This is a genomic window from Streptomyces sp. NPDC056987, from assembly GCF_042673865.1.
Taxonomy (GTDB): Bacteria; Actinomycetota; Actinomycetes; order Streptomycetales; family Streptomycetaceae; genus Streptomyces.
In genome coordinates, this window is record NZ_JBHURV010000003.1 from 304,082 (window position 1) to 322,857 (window position 18,776).

Annotated in this window: 18 protein-coding genes; 5 read left to right on the forward strand and 13 right to left on the reverse strand. The window is 73.2% G+C overall.

Translation table 11 applies throughout. The features are described 5' to 3' along the window. Positions 1-299: 299 nt before the first annotated feature. Positions 300-1,490, reverse strand: a complete 1,191-nt coding sequence (locus ACFTZC_RS05835; RefSeq protein ID WP_382887176.1) for a DUF5685 family protein — start codon at positions 1,488-1,490, stop codon at positions 300-302. Between the two features lie 276 nt (positions 1,491-1,766). Between ACFTZC_RS05835 and ACFTZC_RS05840 the strand changes: the two genes are divergently transcribed. Next, on the forward strand, positions 1,767-2,204 hold the full coding sequence (locus tag ACFTZC_RS05840) for a cell division protein SepF (protein ID WP_382887178.1): 438 nt from the start codon (positions 1,767-1,769) through the stop codon (positions 2,202-2,204). Positions 2,205-2,214: 10 nt separating this feature from the next. On the opposite strand, the gene ACFTZC_RS05845 is transcribed toward ACFTZC_RS05840, so the two are convergent. Together ACFTZC_RS05845 and ACFTZC_RS05850 are read right to left on the reverse strand one after the other, a co-directional pair. Continuing rightward, positions 2,215-3,432, reverse strand: a complete 1,218-nt coding sequence (locus tag ACFTZC_RS05845) for an acyl-CoA dehydrogenase family protein (protein ID WP_382887180.1) — start codon at positions 3,430-3,432, stop codon at positions 2,215-2,217. A gap of 136 nt (positions 3,433-3,568) precedes the next feature. Continuing rightward, entirely contained in the window at positions 3,569-5,335 is a 1,767-nt protein-coding gene (locus tag ACFTZC_RS05850; protein WP_382887182.1) for an MFS transporter, read from the reverse strand. A gap of 427 nt (positions 5,336-5,762) precedes the next feature. On the opposite strand from ACFTZC_RS05850, the gene ACFTZC_RS05855 reads away from it, so the two are divergent. Then, the gene (locus ACFTZC_RS05855; protein WP_382887183.1) at positions 5,763-6,770 is read left to right on the forward strand and encodes a phosphatase PAP2 family protein; all 1,008 of its coding nucleotides are present in this window, start codon (positions 5,763-5,765) and stop codon (positions 6,768-6,770) included. 96 nt (positions 6,771-6,866) lie between these two features. Here ACFTZC_RS05855 and ACFTZC_RS05860 read toward each other — a convergent pair whose 3' ends face one another. Continuing rightward, positions 6,867-7,082, reverse strand: a complete 216-nt coding sequence (locus tag ACFTZC_RS05860; RefSeq protein ID WP_365810414.1) for an I78 family peptidase inhibitor — start codon at positions 7,080-7,082, stop codon at positions 6,867-6,869. 282 nt (positions 7,083-7,364) lie between these two features. Beyond that, entirely contained in the window at positions 7,365-8,696 is a 1,332-nt protein-coding gene (locus ACFTZC_RS05865; protein ID WP_382887185.1) for a glycosyltransferase family 4 protein, read from the reverse strand. Positions 8,697-9,114: 418 nt separating this feature from the next. Here ACFTZC_RS05865 and ACFTZC_RS05870 point away from each other — a divergent pair, with 418 nt between their 5' ends. Beyond that, on the forward strand, positions 9,115-9,903 hold the full coding sequence (locus ACFTZC_RS05870; protein ID WP_382887187.1) for a hypothetical protein: 789 nt from the start codon (positions 9,115-9,117) through the stop codon (positions 9,901-9,903). Further along, positions 9,900-10,355 (forward strand): hypothetical protein, encoded by a 456-nt coding sequence (locus tag ACFTZC_RS05875; RefSeq protein WP_382887189.1) that lies wholly within the window; start codon positions 9,900-9,902, stop codon positions 10,353-10,355. Before ACFTZC_RS05870 ends, ACFTZC_RS05875 begins: the two co-directional genes overlap by 4 nt. A gap of 121 nt (positions 10,356-10,476) precedes the next feature. Here the strand turns inward: ACFTZC_RS05875 and der are convergent, their stop codons facing one another. The 5 genes from der to aroH all read right to left on the reverse strand — a co-directional run bounded on the left by der (position 10,477) and on the right by aroH (position 14,980). Next, a complete protein-coding gene (der, locus tag ACFTZC_RS05880; protein WP_382887191.1) occupies positions 10,477-11,937 on the reverse strand; it encodes a ribosome biogenesis GTPase Der in 1,461 nt (486 codons plus the stop codon). 73 nt (positions 11,938-12,010) lie between these two features. Continuing rightward, positions 12,011-12,757, reverse strand: a complete 747-nt coding sequence (locus ACFTZC_RS05885; protein WP_382887193.1) for a lysophospholipid acyltransferase family protein — start codon at positions 12,755-12,757, stop codon at positions 12,011-12,013. Further along, complete coding sequence (cmk, locus tag ACFTZC_RS05890; protein WP_382887194.1) at positions 12,715-13,422, reverse strand: (d)CMP kinase; 708 nt, start codon at positions 13,420-13,422, stop codon at positions 12,715-12,717. The genes ACFTZC_RS05885 and cmk overlap by 43 nt, the downstream gene beginning before the upstream one ends. Positions 13,423-13,535: 113 nt before the next feature. Continuing rightward, the gene (locus ACFTZC_RS05895; RefSeq protein WP_382887196.1) at positions 13,536-14,621 is read right to left on the reverse strand and encodes a prephenate dehydrogenase; all 1,086 of its coding nucleotides are present in this window, start codon (positions 14,619-14,621) and stop codon (positions 13,536-13,538) included. Then, a complete protein-coding gene (aroH, locus tag ACFTZC_RS05900; RefSeq protein WP_365810432.1) occupies positions 14,618-14,980 on the reverse strand; it encodes a chorismate mutase in 363 nt (120 codons plus the stop codon). Before aroH ends, ACFTZC_RS05895 begins: the two co-directional genes overlap by 4 nt. 88 nt (positions 14,981-15,068) lie before the next feature. Here aroH and ACFTZC_RS05905 point away from each other — a divergent pair, with 88 nt between their 5' ends. Beyond that, entirely contained in the window at positions 15,069-15,815 is a 747-nt protein-coding gene (locus ACFTZC_RS05905) for a DNA polymerase beta superfamily protein (protein ID WP_382887199.1), read from the forward strand. 57 nt (positions 15,816-15,872) lie between these two features. On the opposite strand, the gene ACFTZC_RS05910 is transcribed toward ACFTZC_RS05905, so the two are convergent. From ACFTZC_RS05910 to ACFTZC_RS05920, 3 genes are read right to left on the reverse strand one after another with little or no spacing between them, the layout of a single operon-like run. After that, complete coding sequence (locus ACFTZC_RS05910; protein WP_382887201.1) at positions 15,873-16,715, reverse strand: DNA polymerase beta superfamily protein; 843 nt, start codon at positions 16,713-16,715, stop codon at positions 15,873-15,875. Positions 16,716-16,718: 3 nt separating this feature from the next. Beyond that, positions 16,719-17,741 carry an ADP-ribosylglycohydrolase family protein gene (locus tag ACFTZC_RS05915; RefSeq protein ID WP_382887202.1) on the reverse strand — a complete coding sequence of 341 codons (1,023 nt, stop codon included), beginning with the start codon at positions 17,739-17,741 and terminating at the stop codon, positions 16,719-16,721. Continuing rightward, on the reverse strand, positions 17,738-18,511 hold the full coding sequence (locus ACFTZC_RS05920) for an NUDIX domain-containing protein (RefSeq protein WP_382887204.1): 774 nt from the start codon (positions 18,509-18,511) through the stop codon (positions 17,738-17,740). The genes ACFTZC_RS05915 and ACFTZC_RS05920 overlap by 4 nt, the downstream gene beginning before the upstream one ends. Positions 18,512-18,776: the final 265 nt, after the last annotated feature.

Genomic DNA, 18,776 nt, shown 5'->3' on the forward strand with positions numbered 1-18,776 from the left:
CCGCGCGTCTCACGCCGACGCGGGGGCCGGTTGACGCGGAAACGGATGCCTGTTCCACTTGGCTCATGTATGCGCAGCAGTGGCTGGTCAAGCGCTCCCACATCGACTTCGGTCGCGTGTGGTCCTCTTCCTGTTGAGCTGACGCCCTGCGCCACCCCGTGCTCTTCCCGGTGCTCGCCGCGCCGTTCTCCGCGTGCCTTCACACGCAGCGCTCCACGCTCCTCCCCTCCCCTCGCACCATCGTCCGACGCGCGCCTTCGGGTGCGTACGGTCAGACACCCCCGGTCAGACGCCCCCGGTCAGACACCCCCGCAGTCGCAGCAACTACAGCAGTTGCCACAGCTCTCGCAGCAGTCACAGCAGTTGCCGCAACCCTCACAGCAGTCACAGCAGCCCTCGCACCAGTCGCCGTCGCGGCAGACGCCTTCGTGCTTCTGCCGCGACCAGGGGCCCTCGTACTCCTTCGCACAGCACATCTGGCAGGTGCAGAAAAGCCCGGTGAAGACCGCGCAGCCGGCCAGGAACCCGCGCTTCTCCGGCGGCTTCCGCGGGCCCTCGGGGAAGCCGGGCGGCAGCGTGCCCGGGGCGCGGGACGGGGCGCCGGACGGAGTGCTGCCGTGGGTGTGCGCGCACCGCGCCGGGCCGAAAGCGCGGTCGACCGAGGCGCGCAACTCGTGCGCGAGCAGCATGTGCGCCAGGCGGTCGTCGGTGAACTCGGCGTCGCGCAGCGCGAGCCGGACGCCGTGCACCGCGTCGTCCGCGAGCCGGCGCGCCTCCGCCCGTGAGGTGCCCGTCGCGGTGAGCGGGTTCCAGGAACCTGACGCCGCGTCAGTCTCCTGGTCCTCCACGGCGTCCAGGAGGTGCGCGAGCCGCCCGAAGAGCCGCCCCGCCTCGGCCAGCGGTGCCTCGTTGCCCGGCCGCCCGGCCAGTACGGCGGTGTACGCGAAGGCCGCGGCGGTCGCGGTCTCGGTCGGCTCCGTGACGGTGAGCAGCGGGGTACCCGGCCCGGCCAGCGCCTCGATGCCGGGCTGGCGGTCGACGGCGTCGACCAGGACGGCGGTGTCGAAGCCCAGTTCCGCGCCGGTCCGCGCGCCCGCCCGGTCCCAGCCGCCGGCCACCCGGCGCGCGGCGGCGGCGAGCGGACGGCGCCGCAACAGCCCGTCCCCGTCGGCGACGTGGTCCCGTACCTTCGCCGAGGCCAGGACGAGCGAGACCGCGGCGGCGAGCCGCGCCCCCTCGCCGCGCGCGACCGGCGCGGTCCGCATGCCCCGCAGCGGGCAGGGCCCGGCCGTACGGCGCTGCGCGGGCGTCCGGGGGCCCTGAGCCTCCGTCAGGACCGAGACGATCAGGCCGTCGTAGTTGGTGACGATCCGGGAGAGCTGCCCGTGATCGGCGCGAAGTGCCAGGCAGAGTCCGCAGAGATGGGCCGTCCACTCCGCTTTGAGACGGCTGCCGAGCCGGTGCGCGCATGGCCTGACGATTCCGAACACGACGTTCCCCCGAGAGTCGTACCGCTGTGCGCGACGCATCGTATCGAGTGATTCGTTCACCCGGACGAACCCAGCATCACCCATCTGGCCGGAACGTATTATTTTGCACCATCCCAGGGCCCGTATCCTGGAGGAATCTTGACGAACCACCACATCTTCTGCACCAGTACCGTCACGAATCGCCTGCGCGCCGACTATCCCCTTGGCGCACGATCCGCATGATGGACGACGATAGGGATAGGGAACTTCAAGTGACCGCGGTGAAAGGAGGCGTCCATGGGATCGGTGCGTAAGGCGAGTGCCTGGCTGGGCCTCGTCGAGGACAACGACGAGCGTTACTACGACGACGAGTACGCCGAAGGTGCGGAGAGCGGCGAGACCTGGCGGAGCGAACCGCGCATGCGGGTCGCCCCCGAGGCCCCCGCCCAGGAGCAGGACCGCAGAATCGCCACCGTCTCGCCGGAGTCCTTCCGGGACGCCCGGGCCATCGGCGAGCTCTTCCGGGCCGGTACCCCGGTCATCATGAACCTCACCTCCATGGACCCCGCCGACGCCAAGCGCGTCGTGGACTTCGCCGCCGGACTGATCTTCGGACTGCGCGGTTCGATCGACCGGGTCGCCACCCGGGTCTTCCTGCTCAGCCCGGCCGACACCGAGATCGTCAGCGGGGACGCCGTGGGCCGTCCGCAGGACGGCTTCTTCAACCAGAGCTGAGCAGGGCGGCTCACCGGAACGCGTCGAGGCCGGTGAGCGCCTTGCCCAGCACGAGCTGATGCATCTCGACGGTGCCCTCGTACGTGAGCACCGATTCGAGGTTCGTCGCATGGCGCATCACGGGGTATTCGAGCGAGATCCCGTTGGCGCCGAGAATCGTCCGCGCGGTCCGGCAGATCCCGATCGCCTCCCGTACGTTGTTGAGCTTGCCGAAGCTGATCTGTTCGGCACGGAGCCGGCCCGCGTCCATCCGCCGCCCCAGATGGTGGGCGAGCAGGATCCCCTTGTGCAGTTCGAGCGCCATGTCGGCGAGTTTGGCCTGGGTGAGCTGGAAGCCGCCGATCGGCCGGCCGAACTGCTCCCGCGTCCGCGCGTAGCCGAGCGCCGCCTCGAAGCTGGCGCGCGCGGCGCCCATCGAGCCCCAGACGATGCCGTAGCGCGCGTGGCTCAGACAGCTCAGCGGTCCGCGCAGTCCGGTGACCCCGGGGAGCACCGCGTCGGCGGGCAGCCGCACCTCGTCCAGGACCAGCTCGCTGGTGACCGAGGCCCGCAGTGACCACTTGTGACGGATCTCGGGGGCGGAGAACCCGGGGGTGCCGGCCGGCACGAGGAACCCCCTCACCCGTCCGCTCCCGGGTCCGCCGTCGCCCTCGGTCCGCGCCCAGACGACGGCGACCCCCGCCACCGAGCCGTTGGTGATCCACATCTTCCGTCCGGTGAGCACCCAGTCGGTGCCGTCCCGCCGGGCGTACGTCCGCATGCCCGCCGGGTCGGAGCCGTGGTCGGGCTCGGTGAGGCCGAAGCAGCCGATGGTGGTGCCCGCCGCCATCCCGGGCAGCCAGCGCTCCTTCTGCTCCTCGGAGCCGTACCGGTGGATCGCGTACATGGCGAGCGAACCCTGTACGGAGACGAGGGAGCGGATGCCGGAGTCGGCGGCCTCCAGCTCCAGACAGGCCAGTCCGTACTGGACCGCGCTCGCCCCCGCGCAGCCGTACCCCGTCAGGGACATGCCGAGCGCGCCGAGGGAGCCGAGTTCCCTGGCCAGTTCGCGGATGCCGGGCAGTTCGCCGCGTTCGTACCACCCGGCGATCTCCGGCAGCACCCGGTCGGCGGCCCAGGAGCGCACGGTGTCCCGGATCGCCCGCTCCTCCGCGTCGAGCAGATCGTCGAGGCCGAGGGGGTCGCCCGGGTCGAAGGGCGGCAGCTCGTCGGCTGGGGGTACGGGCATGGGGCGCCTCCGGCGGCTCGCACGGAACGGACTGGGGCCGGTACGGGCCGGTGCGGCCGGCCGGGGTGGGGCCGGTCACCGCGACCGGCCACCCCGGCCGGCCGCACCGGCCGAAGATCCGCGCCGACGTTACGGCTCAGCGCGGCGCCCGTCCAGACCCGGCCCGCGCGGCGGTTCCACGGCCCAGGGGTACGGCCGCCTCGACGGAGACGCCCTGCTCACGCTCCGACGGCGTCCGCATGCGGGGCGGCCGGTGATCGGCCGGCCGGCGCTGCTCGGTGCCGCGGGTGGGCGGCCGCGGGTCGTGCGCCGCGGGCGCGCCGCCCGCGTCGTCGGCGGCGGCCGTCCGGGCGTCGGCGGCGGGCTCCGCGCACTCCATGGCCCGGGGCAGCCGGAGCGCGGCCACCGCGCCGAGCAGCAGCAGCCCCGCGCTGACCAGGAGCGTCACATGGAGACCGTGGACGTACGCGTCCCGCGCCGCCGCCCGCACCGCCTGCCCCGCGGGCCCGCCGAGCCGGGCGGCGACCTGGTACGCCTCGCCGAGGGAGTCCGCCGCGGCCGGGCCGGTACCGGGCGGGACGCCCTTCAGCGAGGCCATGGCGGGCGCGTACACCGCGTTCATCACGCTGCCGAGCAGGGCGATGCCCATGCCCGCGCCGAGTTGGTAGGAGGTCTCGCCGATGGCCGCGGCGCCGCCCGCCTGTTCCGGCGGGGCCTCGCTGAGCATCGATTCGTACGCCCCGAACAGCGTGGTCTGGAGCCCGAAGCCGAGCAGCACGAACCCGGTGGTCAGCAGCGCGGGCCGGTCGTGCTGGCCCATCATGACCAGCAGCAGGACGGCGGCCGCGGTGAGGACGAAGCCCCAGGCCACCATCCGGCGCGGCCCCATCCGCCGCAGCGTGGCGGAACCGGTGACCCCGGCGGCCATGGCGGCGAAGGTGAGCGGCAGCAGCCGCAGCCCGGTCTCCAGCGGACTGAGCCCCAGCACGAGCTGGAGGTACTGGACGGCGATCAGTTCGAGGCCGACCAGGGCGAGCATGGCGAGGACGATGCACCCCACGGAGGTGGAGAACGTCGGCCTGGCGAACATCCGGACGTCGATCAGCGGATGCGACCTGCGCCGCTGCCGCCGCACGAAGAGGACGAGGAGCGCCACCCCGAGACAGAGCGGGGCGAGCGTCATCGGACCGAGCGGCCCCTCCCCCGCGCCGAGCCGCTTCACCCCGAAGACCACCCCGAGCACCCCGGCCGCGGCCGTCAGCGCGCCGAGGACGTCCCAGGGGCCGTCGGTGGCGCCCTTCGACTCGGGCAGCAGGAAACGGCCGAGCGGCAGCAGGAGCGCCAGCAGCGGGATGTTGACGAGGAAGACCGAGCCCCACCAGAAGTGCTCGACGAGGAAGCCGCCCAGCACCGGGCCGACCGCGGCGCCGACCGCGGCGACCGCCGTCCAGACGCCGATGGCCATGGCCCGTTCGCGCCGGTCGGGGAAGACCGCGCGCAGGATGGAGAGGGTCGCGGGCATGATCATCGCGCCGCCGACCCCGAGCAGGGCACGCGCACCGATCAGCACGAGCGGGCCGTCCGCGAAGGCGGCGAGGGCGGAGGCGGCCCCGAAGAGCGCGTATCCGGTCAGCAGGATCCGGCGCCGCCCGACCCGGTCGCCGAGGGTGCCGAAGAGGATCAGCAGCGCCGCGCAGACGAGCGGGTAGGAGTCGACGATCCACAGCAGCTCGACCCCGCTGGGGCGGAGATCCGCGGTGACGGCCGGTACGGCGACGTGCAGCACGGTCGCGTCCAGCGCGACGAGCAGCAGGCTGACGCACAGGACCAGCAGGACGATCCAGCGGTTCGCACCTCCGGCGGCCGGGCGCGGCCGTACTCCGGCCGTGGTGGTCCCGGACATCTGCGTACCTCCCAGTGCGTCCCTCGCGCTCGGCGGGCCGGCGGGGACAACGGGTCCCACGGGGCGGCCCGGCATCGGCGGGCGAGTGAGCCGACAGCGTACGCGAGTGTTCCCGCGGATCGCGTGGTGCATCTCTCACCGTTCTGACCAGGGAGTGTGGCGTACGCCACGCCGCCCGCGCCAGGACCGGGCCCCGGGCGCGACACGAGCATGAGGGAAATTCCGCGCGACGCCCCGGTGAACTAATTCGGTTCCGCAGAAAGACACTCCCTGGAAGGGGGCCCTGATTAATAGGGTCGAAGGGCCCTGGAGATTTCCGGAACGGCCCGAACGGAAATGTGATCCGAGACATAGTCCACATCACATCGTCATCACAAAGAGACCGGATCGACCGGTTCACTCCCTCACTCGCTGTAACGTCCTTTACGTGCGTACCGACATCTTTGCCCGCCTGGACCGGGAGCCGGAACCGCCGAAGATAGAGATCCCGCGGATGAGTCGTACCCGTAAGGCTCTCTTCGGCGGGACCTTGGCGTTCTATCTCGCCATCGTCGTCGCCGTGCTCGTCTCGTCCTCGCTGGTGATCATCGACTGGAAGGTCATGCTCTTCCGGCCCTATCAGCAGTGGCCGGTCCTGCATCCCTACCTGGACTACTTCGTGGTGCTCGGCCAGCGCGGCCCGACCGCCGTGATGATCGCGGCCTGGCTGGGCTGGCGCTCGTGGCGCCAGCACACGCTGCGGCCGCTGCTGACCCTCGGCGCCGCGCTGCTGCTGCTCAACGTGACCGTCGGCGCGGTCAAGCTCGGTCTCGGGCGGCTCGGCCCCCACTACGCGACGCAGATCGGCTCGGCCGAGCTCTTCGCGGGCGGCGATATATTTCCTTCGGGCCACACCGCCAACGCCGTGGTGACCTGGGGAATCCTCTCCTATCTGGCCACCACGCCACGGGCCAGGCGCTATCTCTCGGTCATGTCGTCCCTGGTGGCGCTCGGGGTCGGCGCGACCACCGTCTACCTCGGTACGCACTGGCTGAGCGATGTGCTGCTCGGCTGGGCCGCCGGGCTGCTGATCCTGCTGGGGCTGCCCTGGATGGAGCCGCTGATCGGCCGCGCCGAGCGGGCGGTCTTCGCGGTACGGGAGCGGTGGCGCGCGCGGCGCGGCCCGGCCCCCACCGCCCCGGCGACGGAGCAGGGGACGGAGCCGGCGCCCAGGCGGCCCGAGACGGTGCCCCAGGGCGCCCAGCAGACCGTGGAGGGGACGCCCTGCGAGGCCGTCGGCCCCACGGGGCACACCGGGCGGCCCGCGGGCGCCAGGAGCGCCGCACAGCTCACCACCCAGCCCCGGCAGCACGCGGTGCGCTCGGAGCGGACCCCGGTGACCCCGGCGGGCGGCAGCCGCCGGCCGCCCCGCTCCCGGCCCGTGGCGGGCGGCTGAGCCCCTCGGCGGGGGTGGTACGCACAGCCTCTCCCCCGTCTCCCCGCCGTATGACGAAGCCCCGGCTCCGGCCGGGGCTTCGTCATGCGGCGTCGCTCAGCCGACCCAGCAGCGGATCACCCGGCCTCCGTCGACCTCGAAGTTGAGCCGGCCCATCACGAACTCCATCGTGATGATCGAGCCCGGAGGCAGCGCTCTGACATGGGTCCAGCCGCGTCCGCGAGCCTGCCGCTCGGCGCTCTCGGCGTCGAGTCCGACATAGGACTCGGGCGCGTCGTCGGGCTGTCGGGGTGGAGTCGGTAGGGGTGCCATGCCACTCACCGTAGGCGCCGGGGAGCGCGGAAGGAAGCGATTCCGAGGCCATCGGAAGCCGATCGGATACCGGGAGAGGAACACCCGCGTCCCCCGGCGGTCACACTTGTGTCACAGCTTCCGACACTCCCCGAGCACGACCGGCTTCACTCTTACGGAGCACTCACACCAGACTCTTCGATAAGTCCACGACCCCGAAGATCACATAAATTCCCGCTCCTTTAATTCTCCTTTACGGTTATGGCGCGAACCTCGGCCGCACAATTGACGTCCCGGCCGAATTCACGCTTTCCCCGCACAACCCGCACGCGAGCCGTCGCCGCGTCCGTCCGCGCGTCTGTCGCCGGGCCCGCCGCGCCCCCTGACCCGGTCGGCGGCCCGGTCGCGGACGGCGTACGCGCCGCCCAGGACCGCGCTGGAGCCCCGGTGCAGCGCGTCGCGGAAGGGCCGCCCGGAGCCGCGGGCCAGCTCCGCGTAGAGCGCCGCGTGGCGCTCGGCGATCCGCGCCGGGTCGAAGCGGGCGGCGGAGACCAGCGCCGCCCGGCCCATCCGGCGGCGCAGCGCGTCGTCCTGGATCAGCCGGAGCAGCGCCCCGGCGACGGCGTCCTCGTCCCCGTTGCGCACCAGCACCCCGTCGACGCCGTCGGCGATGATCTCGCCGGGGCCGTGCGGGCAGTCGGTGGAGACGACCGGGAGCCCGCAGCGCATGGCCTCGACGATGGTCATGCCGAAGGACTCGCGGCTGGAGGTGACGGCGGCGACGGAGCCCTTCACCCACTCCGCCTCCAGCGGGTCGGCGCGGCCCATGAGGAAGACGTGGTCGTGGAGGCCGAGTTCCCCGATGAGCGCGCGGAGGACTCCCCGTTCGTCGCCGGTGGTCTCCCCGGCACCGTAGATCCGCAGCCGCCAGTCGGGGCGTACCGCCACGACCTGCCCGAACGCCCGCACCAGCAGGTCGTACCGCTTGACCCGGGTGAGCCGGCCCGCGGCGACGACCCAGCGGCCCGTGGAGTCGGCCGGCGCGACGGCGGGCGCGGGCACGCCGTTGGGGATGGCCTCGATCCGTACGCCGGGCAGCCGCAGCCGGGTCCGGTAGGCGTGGGCGTCGGCCTCGGTGACGGTGGTGACCGCGTGGAGGAGCCGGTAGCGGTGGCCGATCTCGCGGCGCAGCCGGTGGCCGTGGCCGTCCAGGGTCAGGTGTTCCTGCCCGATCCGCACCTGGCCGCGACCGGGCCCCTGCCGGACGAGGTGGACGACGAGCCCCGGCCGGGTGCCGATGACGACATCGGCCTCCAGGGAGCGGAGCCGCTCGCCGATCCGGGCGTCGGTGAGGCGGCTGTACTGGCGGTGGCGGCCGTCGCCGCGCGGGAAGATCCGGGCGGGGCGGGCGTGGTCGGGGTGGCCGCTCTCGTCGCCGGGGGTGCCCTGCCGCAGGTCGACAAGGTGACTCAGCCGCACTCCGGCGGGCGCGCCGAGGCGCGGCCGGTCCCGGTGGCGGAAGACCGAGACGATCTCGACGTCGTGGTGGACGGCCAGGGCCTCCGCGAGGTGGAAGGTGGCCCGGATCGTCCCGCCGACGCCGTACGCGTTGTGGAGCAGGAAGGCGAGGTGCATGCGGTGCCGGCCTCTCTCGTACGGGTGCCCCGGCAGAGGCCGCCCGGGCGCCCGGGCGGGCGGCGGAATGCCCGGAACGTTCCGGGTAGGGGCAGATTCGTATGATCGGTCGCGCTGACGCGTTTCGCACACGGAGGACACCGAAAGAAGCAACTGGATCAAGCCACCCGCACGACGCACCGATATCGCGATTTGTCGACCTGCCCGCCCGCTGGCCTGGGACGCGGTGTACCGGAGCGACGGAAGCGCCGGTTCCACGGGCTGACCAGCCGCTAGGGGTTCCGGCCACCGGTCCGGGCGGCGCGCCGGACGGTTCGATTCTGTGCGCTTCCGCGCGTGACCCGGGCCACGGGTCACCCGTTGTCTCTGTACGAGCCGGGAACAGCCCGGCCCACGCACCGAGTTCGAGGAGCCACCCGTGCCGCGCATGCTCGATGTCAGCGAGGACGTCCGCGCCGAGATCGGCGACGAGGAAGCCGACCGGCTGCTCGCCGGCGAGAACTCCCCGGGCAGTTACGACTGCACCTCCTGCCGGACCCCCGGCGACTCCGAACAGGAGCGGACCAGCACCGTCCTGTTCGTGGGCGAGGAGACCGCGGTTCTCGCCTTCGCCCACGCCACCTGCATCCCCTCCCAGGTCGTCCAGGTCGCCGAGGACCAGCTCCAGGGCGCCGTCCGGTCGATCACCGGCGGCGAGCAGCCCCCGCCGCCGGAGGCCCCCGCCGCGGCTCCCGGACAGGCGGTGCTCGGTGTCACCAGCGGGCTGGTGCTGCTGGAGGAGGATCTGCATCCCGCCCTCGTCGTCGAGCCGACGGCCCCGATCGTCCGGCCCGGCTCCGACTCCACCACCGACGAGTTCCTGTCGCTCCTGGTCGAGCAGGGCTTCCAGCCGGTGCACGCGCTGGAGTCGGTGCCCGCGCAGAACCCGGGCTGGTCGGTGCTGCTCGCCATGGGCCAGCTCCACGCCGTGCTCCAGCCCGGCACCGGCGGCGGCTCCCCGACCGCCTGGTGGCAGGCCCACCAGCCGCTCCAGGTCACGGAGGGCTGGCGGACGGCGGCCAACAAGTCGCAGCGGGTGCTGGTCTTCGCCGCGCCGGTCGGCTCCATCGGCCAGCAGCCCCGTGAGGACCTGCTGCGCGACGCCCTGGAGAAGGCCGCGGCCAACGGCAATCTGGTCGCCGCCATGATGCCGCTGGCCGGCACATGACCGAGGCCACGCGCCCCACCCGCCGGCTGCGTCCCCTCCCGCAGCAGGCGAATTCCCCGGGCAGCCCGCATCCGACGGACGACGGGGTCGTTGGCACGTACGTGCACTCATACGACCCCTCCCGCCCGCAGTACCAGAGCCACATCCCTTCGATGCGCCCGGCGCAGGACGGAGCGGACGGGTTCTCGACGACCCCGATCTACGACGCGCTCTACTCCGAGTTCCGCAGGTCCTTCAGAGCGCTGCCGGGCGACCGGACCAACGAGGAGAACCTCGGCTTCACGGCGTTCGGCACCGGGCTGGGCGCCTCCCACCACCTCTACGGCGGCCACGGCGGCTTCGGCCACACGCAGCCGCAGTACCAGGGATCCTGGCAGCGGGATCCCCGCCAGCAGCACATGGGACGGCCCGACCGGCTGGCGCTGCCGCCGGGCCCGCGCCGCGGGATCTGAGCCGTCCGCCCGCTTCGGGCACCGGAGCGGCCGCCGTCACGGCCGTCACGCGGTGGGGCCCGGCACGGATCGTCCGTGCCGGGCCCCACCGCGTCATGCCGCCGACACGGTCGGCGGACGGCTACTTCTTGCGCCCGCGCTTCTCCCGTACCCGTACGGAGATGTGGATCGGGGTGCCCTCGAAGCCGAACTCCTCGCGCAGCCGGCGCTCCACGAAACGCCGGTACCCGGCCTCGATGAAGCCCGACGCGAAGAACACGAAGCGCGGCGGCTTCGTGCCCGCCTGGGTGCCGAACAGGATGCGGGGCTGCTTGCCGCCCCGGATCGGGTGCGGATGCGCGGCGACCAGCTCGCCGAGGAAGGCGTTGAGCCGGCCGGTCGGGACGCGGGTCTCCCACCCCGCCAGCGCCGTCTCGATCGCCGGGACGAGCTTCTCCATGTGCCGTCCGGTGCGGGCGGAGACATTGACCCGGGGGGCCCAGGCGACCTGCGCCAGCTCCGTCTCGATCTCCCGCTCCAGGTAGTAGCGGCGCTCCTCGTCGAGGGTGTCCCACTTGTTGAACGCGACGACGACGGCGCGGCCCGCCTCGACCGCCATCGTGACGATGCGCTGGTCCTGGACGCTGATGGACTCGCTCGTGTCGATCAGGATGACCGCGACCTCGGCCTTCTCGACCGCGGCGGCGGTGCGCAGCGACGCGTAGTAGTCCGCGCCCGCCTGGAGGTGGACCCGGCGGCGGATGCCAGCGGTGTCGATGAACTTCCAGACCGTGCCGCCCAGCTCGATCAGCTCGTCGACCGGGTCCCGGGTGGTGCCCGCGATCTCGTTGACGACGACCCGGTCCTCGCCCGCGACCTTGTTCAGCAGGGACGACTTGCCCACGTTCGGACGGCCGATGAGGGCGATCCTGCGCGGGCCGCCGATCGCGGTGCCGAAGGTCTGCGCGGGCGCCTCCGGCAGCGCTTCGAGCACCGCGTCGAGCATGTCGCCGGTGCCGCGGCCGTGCAGCGAGGAGACCGGGTGGGGCTCGCCGAGGCCCAGCGACCAGAGCGCGGTGGCGTCCGCCTCGCCGCTCTGTCCGTCGACCTTGTTGGCGCAGAGCACGACGGGCTTGCCCGCCTTGCGCAGCAGCCGTACCACGGCCTCGTCGGTGTCGGTGGCGCCGACCGTGGAGTCCACGACGAAGACCACCGCGTCGGCCGCCTCGATCGCGTACTCGGCCTGGGCGGCGACGGAGGCGTCGATGCCGAGGACGTCCTGCTCCCAGCCGCCGGTGTCGACGATCTTGAAGCGGCGGCCGGCCCACTCGGCCTCGTAGGTGACCCGGTCGCGGGTGACGCCCGGCTTGTCCTCGACGACCGCCTCACGGCGGCCGATGATCCGGTTCACGAGAGTCGACTTGCCGACGTTCGGGCGGCCGACGACGGCGAGGACGGGCAGCGGGCCGTGCCCGGCCTCGTCCAGCGCGCCCTCCACCTCCTCGGCCTCGAAGCCCTCCTGAGCGGCGAGCTCCATGAAGTCCGTGTACTCGGCGTCGCCAAGCTCTCCGTGCTCGTCGCCGGAGTCGATGTGGTCGTTCATGAAGTCCGTACCTCGTTCATCGTGATCGGTGTGCCGCGTCTCGCGGCGCACTACTGAAGTCGTGCTGTGTTTCCTACGGCCCGGTCCTGGCGGACCCGGTGGACCCGGCGCCCTCGGCGGGCGCGGTGCGTCCGGTGAAGCGCCGGGCGTGCTCCAGGTGCACGGTCAGCCGCTCCTGGATCCGTACGGTGGCCTCGTCCAGCGCCTTGCGCGTACGGCGCCCGCTCCCGTCCCCCGCTTCGAAGGCGTCGCCGAAGACGACGTCCACGCGGCTGCGCAGCGCGGGCAGCCCCCGTATCAGACGGCCGGGGCGCTCCGTGGAGCCGAGCACCGCGACCGGCACGATCGGTGCTCCCGACCGTACGGCGAAATACGCGAGCCCGGCACGGAGCGAGGCGAAGTCCCCCTCGCCCCTGCTGCCCTCGGGGAAGATCCCCAGCACCCCGCCCTCCGCGAGCACCCGGAGCGCGTCGGTGATCGCGGCACGGTCGGCGGTCGAGCGGTCCACCTCGATCTGCCCGAGGAAGCGCATGCAGGGGGCGAGCGGGCCGATGAACGCTTCCTTCTTGACCAGGAAGTGCGACGGCCTGGGAGCGGTGCCGATCACCATCGGGCCGTCGACGTTGTGCGCGTGGTTGACCGCGAGGATCACGGGGCCGCTCGCCGGGACCCGCCAGGCGCCCAGCACCCGCGGCTTCCACAGCCCGTACATCAACCCGATGCCGATGCCTCTGCCGATCGCCGCGCCCCGCTTCGAGGGCGGCGCGTCCGCCGGGCTCACCGCGCGGCCCGCTTCTCCTCCACCAGGGTCACGACGCACTCGATGACCTGCTGGAGTGTGAGATCCGTGGTGTCCACCTCGACCGCGTCGGCGGCCTTGGCGAGCGGGGACGTCTTCCGGCCGGAGTCGGCCGCGTCCCGCTTGATCAGCGCGTCCCGGGTGGTGGCGACGTCGGTCGCCTCCTTGCCGGTCAGCTCGCCGCTGCGGCGGGCCGCGCGGGCCTCCGGGGACGCGGTGAGGAAGATCTTGACGTCGGCGTCCGGCAGGACCGTCGTGCCGATGTCGCGGCCCTCGACGACGATGCCGAGCGGCGCGGCGGCGGCGATCTCGCGCTGGAGTCCGGTGATGAGGGCGCGCACCTCCGGGACGGCGCTGACCGCGCTCACCCGGGCGGTGACCTCCTGGGTACGGATCGGGCCCGCGGCGTCCACGCCGTCGACGGTGATCGTGGGGTCGGCCGGGTCGGTGCCGGAGACCAGGACGGGCTTGGCGGCGGCGGTCGCGACGGCGGCGGCGTCCTCGACGTCGACGCCGTTGCTGATCATCCACCAGGTCATCGCGCGGTACTGCGCGCCGGTGTCCAGGTAGCTCAGCCCGAGCTGGGCGGCCACGGCCTTGGAGGTGCTCGACTTGCCCGTGCCCGAGGGCCCGTCGATGGCGACGATCACAGCGGCCTGGGCGGTCCGGGCGGGGGTAGCTTCCACGGGGGGCGGACACCTTCCTGAATCACGGGGTGGATGTGCGGGGACGCGCACACGCCCCCGCACAAGGTTACCGAGTCTTCAGGGCCCCGATCGCACCCGTTCGGCGGCACCGGTCACTGGCGGATGGACCAGCCGCGTTCGCGCAGGGCCGCGGCGAGCACGGGCGCCGCCGCCGGTTCGACCATCACCAGGACCAGGCCGGCCTGCTGCCCGGTCGCGTGCTCGATGCGTACGTCCTCGACGTTCACCCCGGCCCGGCCCGCGTCGGCGAAGATCCGGGCCAGCTCGCCCGGCCGGTCGCTGATCTGGACCGCCACGACCTCGTACGCCGTGGGGGCCGCGCCGTGCTTGCCGGGGACCCGGTCCCGGCCCGCGTTGCCGCGCCGCAGGACGTCCTCGATGCCGGCCGCGCCGCCGCTCCGCTTCGCCTCGTCGGCGGACTGGAGCGCGCGCAGCGCCTCCACGGTCTCGTCCAGGTCCGCGGCGACGGCGGCCAGCACCTCCGCGACCGGGCCCGCGTTGGCGGAGAGGATCTCGACCCACATCGCGGGGTCGGAGGCCGCGATCCTGGTGACGTCGCGGATGCCCTGGCCGCAGAGGCGTACGGCGCTCTCGTCGGCCGCCTCCAGTCGGGCCGCGACCATCGAGGAGATGAGGTGCGGGGTGTGCGAGACCAGTGCCACCGCCCGGTCGTGCGCCTCGGCGTCCATGACCACGGGCAGGGCGCGGCAGAGCGAGACCAGCTCCAGTGCGAGGTTGAGCACCTCGGTGTCGGTCTCCCGGGTCGGGGTGAGCACCCAGGGCCGCCCCTCGAAGAGGTCGGCCGTCCCGGCGAGCGGGCCCGAGCGCTCCTTGCCCGCCATGGGGTGCGTCCCGATGTACGCGGCGGTGTCGATGCCCAGCGCCGCCAGTTCGCGCCGGGGCCCGTCCTTGACGCTGGCGACGTCCAGGTAGCCGCGGGCCACGCCGGCGCGGATCGCACCGGCGAGGGTGGCGGCGACGTGCCGGGGCGGTACGGCGACGATCGCCAGGTCCACGGGGCCCTCGGGCGGCTCGTCCGTACCGGCGCCGAGGGCGGCGGCGGTCCTGGCCCGGGAGGGGTCGTGGTCGCTGAGGTGGACGGTGACGCCGCGGCCCGCCAGGGCCAGCGCGGCCGAGGTGCCGATCAGACCGGTCCCGATGACGAGGGCGGTTCTCACTGGGCGATGTCCTTGCGCAGAGCGGCGGCGGCGCCGAGGTAGACATGCGCGACCTCGGACCTGGGCAGGTCGGACTCGATGTGGGCGAGCACGCGGACGACGCGCGGCAGGGCGCCGGCGATGTCCAGCTCCTGGGCGCAGATCAGCGGTACGTCCACGATGCCGAGGCCGCGCGCGGCGGCGGCCGGGAAGTCGCTGTGCAGATCGGGCGTGGCCGTGAACCAGATGCTGATCAGGTCGTCGGCGGTGAGTCCGTTGCGCTCCAGGATCGCGGTGAGGAGCGCTTTGACCTGCTCGTCCATGTGCCCGGACTCGTCCCGCTCCAACTGGACGGCTCCGCGAACCGCTCGTACCGCCACCGCGTTCTCCCTGAATGATCGAGTGCTCCGTCCAGACTAACGACCTCCCGGCCGACGGCCTCCCGCGCAGGCCCGTACGCTCGCGCGCATGGCCTCGTCCTCCCCTTCGCCCTCGACCTCGCCCTCCCCCTCCACGCCGCCCTCGTCCGCCCCCTCGCCGGAGGCTCTCGTCCGCGACCACACCGTCTACGCGTGCGTCATGGGCTCGCGCGCCTTCGGGCTCGCGACGGAGGAGAGCGACACCGACCGGCGCGGGGTCTTCCTCGCCCCGACGCCGTCGTACTGGGGCTTCGAGAAGCCGCCGCGCCACGTCGAGGGGCCCGCGCCCGAGCAGTTCTCCTGGGAGCTGGAACGCTTCTGCTCCCTCGCGCTGCGCACCAACCCGAACGTCCTGGAGTGTCTGCACTCTCCGCTCGTCGAGCACGTCGACGCCACGGGCCGCGAACTGCTCGCGCTGCGCGACGCGTTCCTCTCGCGGCAGGCGTACGGGACCTTCGTCCGGTACGCGGAGAGCCAGCACAGGAAGCTGGAGACGGACGTCCGGCGCGGCGGCGCCCCGCGCTGGAAGCCCGCCATGCATCTGCTCCGGCTGCTCGCCTCCTGCCGCGATCTGCTCCGTACCGGCGAACTGGTCATCGACGTCGGTACGGAGCGCGAGCCGCTGCTGGCGGTCAAGCGCGGCGAGGTGCCCTGGCCCGAGGTGGCGCGCCGGGTGGCCGGGCTGATCGCGGAGGCGGAGGCGGCGGTCGGGCGTTCCCCGCTGCCTGTCGAGCCGGACCGGGCCCGGGTGGAGGACTTCCTGATCCGTACGCGCCGCGCCTCGGCCGACGCGTAGCACCGTAGCCCCGCAGCCGCGTGGCCCGCAGCCCGCAGCCGCGTGGCCGCGTACGGATCAGCCCGCGAGCCGGACGCGGACCACGAAGTCGTGCAGCGCCTCGTGGCCGGCGCCGCCGTCCGGCAGGGCCGTGGCCGAGCGCGCCTCGTCCAGCACCGCGCGCAGCGCCTCCACGTCCCGTTCCAGCCGGTCCCGGCCGGGCCCGGCGGCCGGGGCGTGCTCGGCCTCCGCCTTGGCCGCGATCAGCTCGGGCAGATAGCCCGGCGCCGCCACCTCCCCCAGCAGGGTGGGCAGATGCGCCAGGATCCCGCCGCCGCGCATCAGGTGCACGCCGGTGAGCAGCGCGCGGAAGGTGTAGAGCAGGGGCTTGAGTTCACCGGTCCGCTCGAACAGCCGCCACTGCGTACGGGCGAACCCCGCGTAGTGGTGGGCGTGGTGGCTGGTGAGCACGGCGGGCGCGAGAGCGATCAGCTCCCGGTGCGCCTCGGACGTGCGGACCACCAGCGGCGAGAGCAACTGCTCCAGCACGTAGCCGTTGCGGCGCAGCATCAGCCGGACGAACTTGCGCAGGTCGTGGGTGACGAGGTCGGTCTCCACACCGTCCCGGTCGGCCATCCGCGACCGGGTCTCCTCCGGCTCCCTGAGCCCGATCAGCGCGGCGACGGGCAGCAGATGGGCACCGCGGACGTCCACGTCCGAGTCGCGGGAGGGGAAGCCGTACAGATGCGCCCCGGAGACCGTGGCGAACAGCAGCGGGTCGGTCTCCGCGGCGAGGACCGGGCCGAGGTCGGTGACCGGCAGCCCGGCCGCGCGCAGGCGGTCGGCACGGCTCCGCTCCCCGGCGTGGTCCGGCCCCGCCGGGTGGTCCCGCTCGTCCGCGCTCATCTCTTCGGTCCGCATGGGTCAAGAGTCCCAGAGGGCTCCCAGCGACATGAGGTCGCTGCGGTACTCGATCCGTTCGGCCCATTCCTTGGGCCAGGCGCCCGCGCCCAGGTACGCGCCCGCGAAGGCGCCCGTCAGGCAGGCGATGGAGTCCGAGTCGCCGCGCGTGCAGGCGGCCCGGCGCACCGCGGTGACGGGGTCGGACGGGAAGAGCAGGAAGCAGAGCAGTCCGGTGGCCAGGGCCTCCTCGGCGATCCAGCCGTCCCCGGTGGCCAGGCAGGGGTCGGTCTCCGGGGACGGGGAGCGCAGGGCCTGCTGGAGGCGTTCGAGGACCTCCAGGCAGTCGTCCCAGCCGCGGGCGATGAACTCCTCGGGCGAGGCGTCGGCGGCGTACGTCCACAGGTCGCCGAGCCAGCGCTGGCGGTAGTGCTCGCGGTTCTCGTACGCGTAACTGCGGAGCTGGCCCATCAGCGCGCCGGGCTCACCGCCGTGCGAGAGCAGGTAGACGGCGCGCGCCGTGAGGTCGGACGCGGCGAGGGCGGTCGGGTGGCCGTGGGTGAGCGCGGCCTGCAACTGGGCGGCGCCCGCCCGCTGTTCGTCGCTCAGCCCGGGGACGAGGCCGATCGGGGCGACGCGCATGTTGGCCCCGCAGCCCTTGGAGTGGATCTGGCTGGCGCGCTGCCAGGGCCGCTCGCTGTCGAGGAGCATGCAGGCCTTCATGCACGTGGCGCCGGGGGCGCGGTTGTTGTCCGGGGAGTGGTACCAGTCGACGAACTCGTCGCGTACGGGCCGCTCCAGGCGGAGCGGCCCGAGGACACCGCGGTCCATCGCGGTCCTGATGCCGCGGGCGAACGCGAGCGTCATCTGGGTGTCGTCCGTGACGACGGCGGGCTTCGGCAGCGGCATCTCGCGCCAGGGGCCGAGCTTGGCGAGGATCGAGGGGACGTCGCTGAACTCGGTGGGAAAACCGAGGGCGTCACCGAGCGCCAGCCCGATGAGGGTGCCCGTCGCGGCCTGTTTGGTGAGGGTCCTCGCGATGATCATGCCGTCCGTCCTTCCGGTCGCAGCAGAGGTGGGTGCAGCGTGGTGGCGGCGCCCGCGCGGTAGAGCGCGGCGGGTTTCCCGCGGCCACCCGTCCGGCGCGGCGGCCCTTCCAGCGCCTGGACGAACCCAGGCGTGGTGAGGACCTTGCGCCGGAAGTTGGGGCGGTCGAGTGCCACGCCCCAGACGGTCTCGTAGACCTGCCGCAACTCGCCCAGGGTGAACTCGGGCGGGCAGAAGGCCGTGGCGAGACAGGTGTATTCGAGCTTGGCGCCGATGCGGTCGTAGGCGTCGGCGAGGATGTCGTCGTGGTCGAAGGCGAGGGAGCCGCGGTCCCCGAACTCGGTCCAGCGGGCGCGGGCGGCGTCCCCGCCGCCGCGCGGCTCCGGCAGGTCCGGCACGAGGGCGGCGTACGCGACGGACACGACCCGCATCCGTGGGTCGCGGTCCGGGGCGCTGTAGGTGCGCAGCTGTTCGAGGTGGAGCGCGCCCGCGGTCTCCTCCGACAGGCCGGTCTCCTCGGCGAGTTCACGGCGGGCGGCCTGCCCGGCGGACTCCTTCGGCTGGACGAAGCCGCCGGGCAGGGCCCAGTCGCCCCGGTAGGGGGCCTCGCCGCGCTCGACGAGCAGGACGTGGAGCCGGCCGTCGCGCACGGTGAAGACGGCGAGGTCGACCGTGACGGCGAAGGGCTCGAACGCGGACGGGTCGTACGGCGGCGCGTCGTAGGAGGGCGGGTCCCCGGCCGCGGCGGCGCGCCGCTCGGGCGCCTTCATCGTCGCCCTCGCGGAACCGGGGAACCTGGTCCACCCCCGTGGGACCAGGTTCCCCGGCGGTGACCGGTGGGGGGCAGCAGTGGACTCACGCCCGCCTCCTTAATGGTCATGTTGACTATAAAGCGGGTCGGGCCGCCGCGACAAGAGAGAAACCCGCGGCCCATGGGAGAAGCCCGCGGCCAGGGGGGGCGGGGGGGGGTCTTTGCTAAAACCCGGGTGGTGGGCACCCGGGGGTTCCAATTATAGTTAGTGTAGGGCGGGTGGG

Coding starts and splice junctions, on each gene's coding strand:
- ACFTZC_RS05875 (WP_382887189.1), top strand. CDS start 9,900: ATGACCGAGGCCACGCGCCCCACCCGCCGGCTGCGTCCCCTCCCGCAG.
- ACFTZC_RS05840 (WP_382887178.1), top strand. CDS start 1,767: ATGGGATCGGTGCGTAAGGCGAGTGCCTGGCTGGGCCTCGTCGAGGAC.
- ACFTZC_RS05865 (WP_382887185.1), bottom strand. CDS start 8,696: ATGCACCTCGCCTTCCTGCTCCACAACGCGTACGGCGTCGGCGGGACG.
- ACFTZC_RS05905 (WP_382887199.1), top strand. CDS start 15,069: ATGGCCTCGTCCTCCCCTTCGCCCTCGACCTCGCCCTCCCCCTCCACG.
- ACFTZC_RS05910 (WP_382887201.1), bottom strand. CDS start 16,715: ATGCGGACCGAAGAGATGAGCGCGGACGAGCGGGACCACCCGGCGGGG.
- ACFTZC_RS05850 (WP_382887182.1), bottom strand. CDS start 5,335: ATGTCCGGGACCACCACGGCCGGAGTACGGCCGCGCCCGGCCGCCGGA.
- der (WP_382887191.1), bottom strand. CDS start 11,937: ATGAACGACCACATCGACTCCGGCGACGAGCACGGAGAGCTTGGCGAC.
- ACFTZC_RS05915 (WP_382887202.1), bottom strand. CDS start 17,741: ATGATCATCGCGAGGACCCTCACCAAACAGGCCGCGACGGGCACCCTC.
- ACFTZC_RS05845 (WP_382887180.1), bottom strand. CDS start 3,432: ATGCCCGTACCCCCAGCCGACGAGCTGCCGCCCTTCGACCCGGGCGAC.
- ACFTZC_RS05920 (WP_382887204.1), bottom strand. CDS start 18,511: ATGAAGGCGCCCGAGCGGCGCGCCGCCGCGGCCGGGGACCCGCCCTCC.
- ACFTZC_RS05860 (WP_365810414.1), bottom strand. CDS start 7,082: ATGGCACCCCTACCGACTCCACCCCGACAGCCCGACGACGCGCCCGAG.